At 53.5% G+C, this 8,515-nt stretch carries 7 protein-coding genes, 1 tRNA gene and 2 riboswitches; all 8 genes read left to right on the top strand.

All coding sequences use genetic code 11. From position 1 onward, the window contains the following. Positions 1-236: 236 nt before the first annotated feature. A tRNA-Trp gene (locus tag BIZ37_RS01450) sits at positions 237-313 on the top strand. A 266-nt stretch (positions 314-579) separates the two neighbouring features. Further along, positions 580-643, top strand: a riboswitch (Fluoride riboswitch). Between the two features lie 83 nt (positions 644-726). Further along, positions 727-2,094, top strand: coding sequence for a voltage-gated chloride channel family protein (locus BIZ37_RS01445; RefSeq protein WP_187460000.1), 1,368 nt, complete (start codon positions 727-729; stop codon positions 2,092-2,094). Positions 2,095-2,204: 110 nt separating this feature from the next. Further along, a riboswitch (TPP riboswitch) is annotated at positions 2,205-2,302 on the top strand. A 115-nt stretch (positions 2,303-2,417) separates the two neighbouring features. Further along, on the top strand, positions 2,418-4,340 hold the full coding sequence (gene thiC, locus BIZ37_RS01440) for a phosphomethylpyrimidine synthase ThiC (RefSeq protein ID WP_255526644.1): 1,923 nt from the start codon (positions 2,418-2,420) through the stop codon (positions 4,338-4,340). Beyond that, positions 4,340-5,569, top strand: a complete 1,230-nt coding sequence (thiE, locus tag BIZ37_RS01435) for a thiamine phosphate synthase (RefSeq protein WP_187459999.1) — start codon at positions 4,340-4,342, stop codon at positions 5,567-5,569. The genes thiC and thiE overlap by 1 nt, the downstream gene beginning before the upstream one ends. Positions 5,570-5,579: 10 nt before the next feature. Continuing rightward, positions 5,580-6,341, top strand: coding sequence for a molybdopterin-synthase adenylyltransferase MoeB (locus tag BIZ37_RS01430; protein ID WP_187459998.1), 762 nt, complete (start codon positions 5,580-5,582; stop codon positions 6,339-6,341). A gap of 7 nt (positions 6,342-6,348) precedes the next feature. Continuing rightward, positions 6,349-6,567, top strand: a complete 219-nt coding sequence (gene thiS, locus BIZ37_RS01425) for a sulfur carrier protein ThiS (protein WP_187459997.1) — start codon at positions 6,349-6,351, stop codon at positions 6,565-6,567. Further along, positions 6,568-7,338: a thiazole synthase gene (locus tag BIZ37_RS01420; protein WP_187459996.1), complete on the top strand. Its 771-nt coding sequence runs from the start codon at positions 6,568-6,570 to the stop codon at positions 7,336-7,338. A gap of 10 nt (positions 7,339-7,348) precedes the next feature. Continuing rightward, positions 7,349-8,461 (top strand): 2-iminoacetate synthase ThiH, encoded by a 1,113-nt coding sequence (gene thiH, locus BIZ37_RS01415; RefSeq protein ID WP_187459995.1) that lies wholly within the window; start codon positions 7,349-7,351, stop codon positions 8,459-8,461. Positions 8,462-8,515 lie beyond the last annotated feature (54 nt).

The raw sequence follows: 8,515 nt of genomic DNA, 5'->3' as shown, positions 1-8,515 counted from the left end.
AATTGGCAGAGCAGCGGATTCCAAATCCGCGTGTTGGGAGTTCGAATCTCTCCACCCCTGCCATCTTCGAAGCCTCAGCAGAAATGCTGGGGCTTTTTTTACGTCTGTTGCTTCTGCCAAATAGCCGGTCTTTACTACTTATCTTTCTATTATTTCTTTATTTATCAATACTGTGACTGGCATAGAGAAATTCTGATTGATCTCGAACGATTTGTTAGTAGAATGAATAACACATTAGGGGTGTAGCTCCAATTGGCAGAGCAGCGGATTCCAAATCCGCGTGTTGGGAGTTCGAATCTCTCCACCCCTGCCATCTTCAAGGCTCTAGCAGAAATGCTGGGGCCTTTTTCGTATGTGCAATTGGCAGAGCAGCGGATTCCGCCAATACCAAAACAGCGCGTGCTGGGAGCTCTAACCTCTTTACATCAGCCATCTTTGAAGCCTCAGCAGAAATGCTGGGGCTTTTTTGCGTCTGTTGCTTCTGCGAAGCAATGTTGGGCTATTTCAATTCCTAATCTATTATTTCTCTTGTTGTTAATAAGGATAAGCGGTAGCATTTGTCCATTGCCTTGGCGTAATGCCATGGCGGGTGATGGAGTTCCACCTTTAACCGCTCAACCGAGATAATGACTCCTGCTGTAGTAGGATAGATCCGTCTATGGTGGGGCTCGGTATTTGCCATAGCATCTATCCTTGAGAGTAATTCGAGATAAAGATAGAAATGGTATGGCGCACCCATTAAGTTCAAATCCTAAAATATTCGTCCAGATCCTCCGTTGGACGCTCCTCATTATTCCCGTTGCCGTTATCGTCGGCACGCTCAATGCTTTTTTCCTCTGGATCCTTGGTGAAGCGACTGCGACCCGGATTGATAATCCCTGGCTGCTCTACCTGCTTCCGCTGGCCGGTATTGTCATTGTTTATTGCTACCGTAATTTGGGCAAAAATTCCGAGGGCGGCAACAACCTCATCATGGATGAGATCCATGAACCCGGAGCCGGTATTCCTGCCCGTATGGCGCCTTTGGTACTGATCACTACTGTGATCACCCACCTGTTCGGTGGCTCGGCAGGCCGGGAAGGGACAGCGGTGCAAATTGGTGGTGCCTCGACCCATTGGTTGGCGCGTAAATTCCATCTTAATGAATCGGATACCCGGCTGATGTTGATTGCCGGAGTGGCGGCTGGCTTTGGTGCGGTTTTCGGTACCCCGCTGACCGGGGCAATCTTTGCCCTGGAGGTTCTAGCGATTGGCCGCCTTCGCTATGATGCGATTATTCCTGCCTTGTTTGCTGCCATCCTGGCAGATGTCGTCTGCTCGGCCTGGGGTGTGCATCATACCCATTACCGGATAGATTTCCTCGAAACCATCACCCTGTTTGAGCATGCCGTCAAAGTCGACCTGTGGATGATCGCCAAGATTGTGGTTGCCGCCGTGGCCTTTGGTCTTGCGGGGTATCTGTTCGGTGAGCTGACCCATGCCTTTAAAGATATATTCAAAGCAACGTTGAAAAACCCATACCTGATAGTGGTGGTTGGTGGCCTGATTGTCATTGGCGCAGTGCAGCTCATTGGGAACTACGATTATATCGGCTTGGGGGTTTATTCGAGCCGCGAGGGTGGGGTGAGTATTTTGACGGCCTTCCAGGAAGGAGGAGCCGAATGGTATAGCTGGCTGCTCAAGCTACTACTGACAGCCATTACCTTAGCAGCCGGATACAAAGGGGGGGAAGTGACTCCTTTGTTCTTCGTCGGGGCGACACTGGGCAATACTATGGCATGGGTATTGGGGGCACCGGTTGACTTGTTTGCCGCCTTGGGCTTTTTAGCTGTATTTGCAGCAGCAACCAATACTCCGCTGGCCTGTACCATTATGGGCGTCGAGCTGTTTGGTGCCGAGCATATGCTGTATTTTGCGATCGCTTGTTATACCGCTTACTACTTCAGCGGCCATACCGGGATTTACTCGTCGCAACGCGTTGCGGTGCCAAAGCTATTTGATATGGAGGGTGCACCTAAAATCACCCACAAGCTTGGCGAGTTGAGGGAGACCCATTCTTCGCTACTCAAGTCACTTGTGAAGCGTTTCAAATAAATTTGTCGCGCCCAGTGGTGTTATGCAAAAGTAGCAATGTTTTTGCCAAATAAGTATTAAAACTGTGGGTTCCGTCTTGCCGAGGCGGAACCCCTTTCATATACTGCTAGTTCAACTTGTCGGAGTGCCATTTGGCTGAGACCGCATTGCGGGATCCGTAGAACCTGATCAGGCTAATACCTGCGAAGGGAACAAGAGAGACTCTTCTGTATCGCTGTATTCACAGTGGCAGTATCAGATGAAACTATACACCCTACGTATAGCCTCTTGTTTACGCACCCATCCGCCAAGCAACTTCCCTGTTATGGAAAAAGGAAATTGCTATGTCGAATCGCAAACAAGCGAGACTGGAAGCGAAACAATTTATCGATTCACTAACTACCCAGGCTTACCCGAATTCCCGGAAAGTCTATGTCACCGGTAGCCGCGAAGACATCCGTGTGCCCATGCGCGAGATAACCCTTGCTGATAGCCTAGTGGGTGGCACCAAGGAATCCCCTGTTTTTGAGCCCAATGAGCCGGTACGGGTCTACGACACCTCCGGTTTCTATACTGATCCCGAGCAGCCAGCCGATATCTATGCTGGCTTGCCAAAGCTCCGTGAGAGTTGGATTGAGGAGCGGGGGGATACTGAACAGCTTATTGAGCTGAGTTCGCAATATTCCAAACAGCGTTTAGCTGATGACACCTTAGATGAGCTGAGGTTTGAACAGCAAGCCCGAATCCGACGGGCCAAGCCAGGCAAGAATGTCACTCAGCTACACTATGCCCGCCAGGGGATCATCACGCCCGAGATGGAATTTATTGCCATCCGCGAAAACATGGGCCGGGCGAAATACCGTGATGAGGTGCTAAACCAGCAACATCCGGGTATGTCGTTTGGCGCCAACCTACCGCAAGAAATTACCCCAGAGTTTGTCCGCCGCGAAGTCGCCGAAGGCCGGGCCATTATCCCATCCAATATCAACCACCCCGAAACCGAGCCGATGATTATCGGCCGTAATTTCCTGGTCAAGGTTAACGCCAATATCGGTAATTCGTCAGTCAGCTCCTCGATTGAAGAGGAAGTGGAGAAGCTGGTCTGGTCGACCCGTTGGGGCGGCGATACCGTTATGGATCTCTCAACCGGACGGAACATTCACGAAACCCGCGAATGGATCATCCGTAATAGCCCTGTACCGATCGGCACAGTGCCGATGTATCAGGCATTGGAGAAGGTCAACGGTATTGCCGAGAACCTGAATTGGGAAGTGTTCCGGGACACTTTGCTCGAGCAGGCTGAGCAGGGGGTGGATTACTTTACTATTCATGCCGGCGTCCTGTTGCGTTATGTCCCTATGACCGCCAAAAGGGTTACTGGCATTGTCTCTCGTGGTGGTTCGATCATGGCCAAATGGTGCTTGGCCCACCACCAAGAAAGCTTCCTGTATGAGCATTTCCGGGAGATTTGTGAAATCTGTGCCCAGTATGACATTGCGCTGTCTCTGGGGGACGGGCTGCGTCCTGGCTCGGTGGCTGATGCCAACGACGAGGCGCAGTTCAGTGAGCTAAGGACGTTGGGCGAACTGACTAAAGTTGCCTGGGAATATGATGTTCAGGTGATGATTGAAGGGCCGGGTCATGTGCCGATGCACATGATTAAGGAAAACATGGAAGAGCAGCTCAAGCACTGTCATGAAGCGCCGTTTTATACCTTGGGGCCCCTAACGACAGACATTGCGCCGGGTTATGACCACATTACCTCTGGTATTGGTGCTGCCATGATCGGTTGGTATGGCTGTGCCATGCTGTGTTACGTCACACCGAAAGAACACTTGGGCCTGCCTAACAAAGAAGATGTAAAGGTGGGGCTGATCACGTACAAGCTGTGTGCCCATGCGGCAGACTTAGCTAAAGGCCATCCCGGTGCTCAAGTGCGCGACAACGCTTTGTCGAAGGCACGCTTTGAGTTCCGCTGGGAAGATCAATTTAACCTGGCTTTGGATCCTGAAACGGCTCGAGCCTACCATGATGAAACCCTCCCTCAGGAATCCGGCAAGATCGCTCATTTCTGTTCGATGTGCGGACCGAAATTCTGCTCGATGAAAATCTCGCAAGAGGTCCGCGAATATGCCAGCGGTTTGGAGCAAGATGGTGAATTGGCCGTACAAATGTTGGATGACCCCCTTGAAGGCATGCAGCAAAAAGCCGATGAGTTCCGGGCTAAGGGGAGTGAGTTATATCACCCAATCAAAGAGGAAAGTTAATGAACGCGTTGTGTTTACCCGATCACTTAGCGCCATTACTGATGCATATCGAGCCGCTGTTGGCAGCGGCCGATAAATACCAGCTTGGTGAAGCGGTAAGTATGGAGTGGAGTGGATCGGAGGTGGTAGACATTCATCTTGAAGGGACAACCTTCAAGGTGGCGTTTAATCCGTCCGAAAGCGTGGCACAGGGACTGGAGGTGCGCGATCAGTGGATTGCCCCTTATCCGACTCTGGCCGAAATGCAGCAGCAGGTAGCGGCTAACCCGGCGTTGGTGGTCTGCGGCCTGCCGACCGAACGTGGCTGTGTCGATATTTGGCACCACCTTGGTGAAGCCCGGGCAGTGTATTGCCATCATGCTGGGGCCAGTGAGCCGCAGCGTGCAATGTTGCTGGCGGCACTGGCTCTGGATTACCCGTTGGAAGATGCGGTCACGCTATCACGTGCCCATGCCCGTGGTTATCTGGAGAGTCATGCTGACGGCTATGGTGAAACCGGCTGGCCGATGACCCGCTCACTGTTCCCGCGGCCACTGACGGCGAACCATCCGGAGTGTGATGAGCTTGGGTGGGTGAGCAAGGAAGTGGCTGTCGCGCCGTTTGCCACGGTAGACCGCGAAAAACTGGCGCTGTACCCGGTTGTTGATACGGCTGACTGGGTGAAGCGCTTGCTGGAGCTTGGGGTAAAGACAACGCAATTGCGGATCAAAGATCCGTCCGAGCCTACCTTGCCAGGCCAAATCACGAGTATTGTCGAGGCTGGCAAACAGTATGGTGGCCAGGTCTTCGTCAATGATTACTGGCAGCTGGCGATTGAAAACCATGCCTATGGTGTCCATCTCGGGCAGGAAGATCTGGAGACCGCTGATCTGGCTGCTATCCAGCAGGCTGGGCTACGTCTTGGGCTTTCAACCCATGGCTATTACGAAATTCTTCGTGCCGCAGAGTTTGCCCCGAGCTATATCGCCTTGGGCCATATCTTCCCGACGACGACTAAGGATATGCCATCCAAGCCGCAGGGACTCAGCCGGTTGGCACTGTACCAGCAGCTGATTGGTGATGCGTTCCCGACAGTGGCGATTGGTGGTATCGACTTATCCCGTGCCGAGCGGGTGTGGCGTACCGGTGTCAGTAGTGTCGCGGTTGTCCGTGCTGTTACCCAAGCCGAGGATCCGGCCCAGGCCGTTGCTGCATTTGAAGATATCTTAGTGCGTAACCCGACAGAATAGGATGGCAACCATGCTCAGTGATCAGGAGTTTCTTCGCTATAACCGCCAGATCATGCTGCCGCAGATAGGCGAGTCTGGCCAACAGTCATTGTCTGGTGCCCAAGTGTTGCTCGTCGGGGCTGGCGGATTGGGATCGGCGGCGGCCTTATACCTTGCGGGTGCCGGTATAGGCAATTTGGTCATTGCTGATGATGACACCGTGGATAGCTCCAACCTCCAGCGCCAGGTGGTCTATCGCGATAGCGATCAGGGTAAAGCCAAGGCGCAGATGGCCGCGGAGCAGCTGCAGGCGTTAAACCCGCATATCCGTATCCGGGCGGTAAAAGCTCGGCTGGCCGATCAGCGGCTGGCGATGGAGGTCTCGTTAGCTGATGTGGTACTGGATTGCTCCGACAACTTGGCAACCCGATATGCCGTCAACCTTGCCTGTTTCAAAGCCAATAAACCTTTGATCTCGGGCGCAGCAATACGCTGGCAAGGCCAGTTGATGGCGTTTGATTTCCGGCAGGGCAAAGGCCCTTGTTACCACTGCTTGTTCCCGCGTCAGGCTGGGACCCTTGATGAGCCGCAGAACTGCAGCAATTCCGGGATCGCCGGGCCGGTGGTTGGCACTGTCGGTAACCTGCAGGCACTGGAAACTATTAAATTACTGACCGGATCTGGTGAGGTGGGCTTTGGCACATTACGCCAGTTTGATGGTCTGACGATGGGCTGGCAAGCCTTTCAACTACCAACTGATAAATCGTGCCCAGTTTGCGGGACGGGAGAATAGAACCATTATGACGACAGCGACTCTGATCCAGATACGGGTCAATGACAAACCGGTAGAGGTGCCTGAGGGCCAGTCACTGAGTGCGTTGCTGACACAGCTTGAGATGCCGCTGCAGGCCACGGCCGTAGCCCTGAATGAAGATATTGTTGCCCGCAGCGAGTGGGAAACAACTGTATTGAATACCGGCGATCGCATCGCCCTGTTCCAAGCGATTGCAGGAGGATAAATGTTAACTATCGCTGATAAGACGTTCTCGTCTCGCCTGTTTACCGGGACCGGTAAATATGCCAACCGCCATGCCATGGCTGAATCGATTATTGCCTCGGGCTCTGAGCTGGTGACTATGGCCCTTAAAAGGGTGGATATTGAAAATCGCGATGACGATATCCTTGCTCCTTTGATTGAGGCAGGAGTTAACCTGCTGCCGAATACCTCAGGGGCGAAAAATGCCAAGGAAGCAGTGTTTGCCGCTAAGTTGGCCCGTGAGGCGCTGGGTACCAATTGGCTTAAGCTGGAAATCCACCCGGATCCTAAATATTTGATGCCAGATCCGATTGAGACATTGGCTGCGGCGGAAGAATTGGTCCGTGAAGGTTTCATCGTGCTGCCATACTGCCATGCCGACCCCGTGCTGTGTAAGCGCTTGGAAGAGGTGGGTTGTGCGGCGGTGATGCCTTTAGGCGCGCCGATTGGTTCCAACAAGGGGCTGGCCTCGCGTGATTTCCTTGAAATCATTATCGATCAGGCCAAGGTCCCTGTGATTGTCGATGCCGGTATTGGCGCACCATCCCATGCAGCAGAAGCAATGGAAATGGGCGCAGATGCAGTGTTGGTAAACACGGCCATTGCGGCGGCAGCGGATCCTATTGCGATGGGGCGTGCCTTCAAGTTAGCGGTTGAAAGTGGCCGTATGGCGTATGAAGCCGGTTTGGCAGGTACGGTAAACCATGCCATTGCCTCCAGCCCATTGACGGCATTTTTGGATCAGCCGGCTTAAGGAGCTTGCGATGAGTTTCGTTGATGATTGGAAGCAATTGGATTGGGATGATATCCGGTTGTCCATCTATGGCAAGACGGCGGCGGATGTTGAGCGCGCACTGCGCAAGCCCAAGCGTGATCTGGAAGATTTCAAAGCCCTGATCTCGCCGGCAGCTGAGCCTTACCTCGAGCAGATGGCACAGCAGTCCGCTGCCCTGACCCGCAAGCGCTTCGGTCATACGGTGTCATTTTACATTCCGTTGTACCTGTCTAACCTGTGTGCCAATGCGTGTACTTACTGTGGCTTTTCGATGGAAAACCGCATTAAGCGCCGCACGTTGGATATGGCCGAGATTGAACGCGAGTGTGAGGCCATCAAGGCCAAGCAGTTCGATAGCATCCTTCTGGTGACCGGCGAGCACGAGCGTAAGGTCGGGATGGAGTATTTCCGCGAGGCACTGCCGGCGATCAAATCCCACTTCAGTTACCTGGCCATGGAAGTGCAGCCGTTGGATCAGGACGAGTATGCCGAGCTAAAAACCCTCGGCCTTGATGCGGTCATGGTCTACCAGGAAACCTACAGTGCCCCGACTTACGCCCAGCATCACCTGCGTGGCAATAAGATGGACTTTGAATACCGCCTGGAAACGCCGGATCGCCTGGCCAAGGCCGGTATCGACAAGATAGGTATTGGTGCTTTGATTGGCCTCGAAGAATGGCGCACCGACTGTTTCTTTGTCGCCGCGCACCTCGATTACCTTGAGCGCACCTACTGGCAGACCCGTTATTCGATTTCCTTCCCGCGCCTACGCCCGTGCGAAGGTGGCTTACAGCCAAAATCGGTGATGGATGACCGCCAGCTGGTGCAGCTGATCTGTGCCTACCGTCTGCTCAACCCTGAGGTAGAGCTATCGCTATCGACCCGCGAGTCGGCGCAATTTCGCGATAATGTGCTGCCGCTAGGGATCACCACGATGTCGGCAGAGTCCAAGACCCAGCCGGGTGGTTATGCCGATGATGAGCCGGAGCTCGAGCAGTTTGCGATCAGCGATGAGCGCCCGGCTGTCGATGTCGCCGCAGCGGTCAAGCAGCGTGGCTTTGAGGTGGTGTGGAAAGATTGGCATCACGCCTACTCGGGTTAACTGCCTAGATAAATGATTTAATAAAAAACGCCCGCACAGCATAGCCGTGCGGGC

The sequence above is a fragment of the Photobacterium sp. BZF1 genome (assembly GCF_014349205.1).
Taxonomy (GTDB): Bacteria; Pseudomonadota; Gammaproteobacteria; order Enterobacterales; family Vibrionaceae; genus Photobacterium.
Note: the sequence above shows the minus strand (reverse complement) of the source record. Positions and strands in the feature narration are given on the sequence as shown.

Coding starts and splice junctions, on each gene's coding strand:
- BIZ37_RS01445 (WP_187460000.1), top strand. CDS start 727: ATGGCGCACCCATTAAGTTCAAATCCTAAAATATTCGTCCAGATCCTC.
- thiC (WP_255526644.1), top strand. CDS start 2,418: ATGTCGAATCGCAAACAAGCGAGACTGGAAGCGAAACAATTTATCGAT.
- thiE (WP_187459999.1), top strand. CDS start 4,340: ATGAACGCGTTGTGTTTACCCGATCACTTAGCGCCATTACTGATGCAT.
- BIZ37_RS01430 (WP_187459998.1), top strand. CDS start 5,580: ATGCTCAGTGATCAGGAGTTTCTTCGCTATAACCGCCAGATCATGCTG.
- thiS (WP_187459997.1), top strand. CDS start 6,349: ATGACGACAGCGACTCTGATCCAGATACGGGTCAATGACAAACCGGTA.
- BIZ37_RS01420 (WP_187459996.1), top strand. CDS start 6,568: ATGTTAACTATCGCTGATAAGACGTTCTCGTCTCGCCTGTTTACCGGG.
- thiH (WP_187459995.1), top strand. CDS start 7,349: ATGAGTTTCGTTGATGATTGGAAGCAATTGGATTGGGATGATATCCGG.